The sequence below is a fragment of the Sulfitobacter sp. HI0040 genome (assembly GCF_001634885.1).
GTDB lineage: Bacteria > Pseudomonadota > Alphaproteobacteria > Rhodobacterales > Rhodobacteraceae > Sulfitobacter.
Genome location: NZ_LWEX01000544.1, coordinates 1 through 259 on the forward strand (window position 1 = coordinate 1; position 259 = coordinate 259).

Sequence of the window (259 nt, forward strand, 5' to 3'; positions counted from 1 at the left end):
TAACCGCCCCCCGCGCAGGCGCCCCGGATGGCGCAGATGTAGTTCTGGCCACTGTCGGCAAGCGCCGCTTCGTAAGTATTGCGCGTTTCATTCGTGAATTTGCAGAAATTGACCTTATGCGCATGTTCCGCGCCGCCCAGCATGCGGATATTCGCCCCGGCGCAGAACACCTTGTCCTTGGCGGACTGCATCACGACCACTTTCACCTCGGGATGTTCGAATCGCATCCGCTGGACGATGTCGGCCAGTTCGATGTCCA

At 59.5% G+C, this 259-nt stretch carries 1 protein-coding gene; it reads right to left on the reverse strand.

What is annotated here, in order from left to right:
• Positions 1-259: enoyl-CoA hydratase/isomerase family protein (locus A3728_RS20385; protein ID WP_201722364.1), on the reverse strand; the 259-nt coding region annotated here is incomplete at both ends.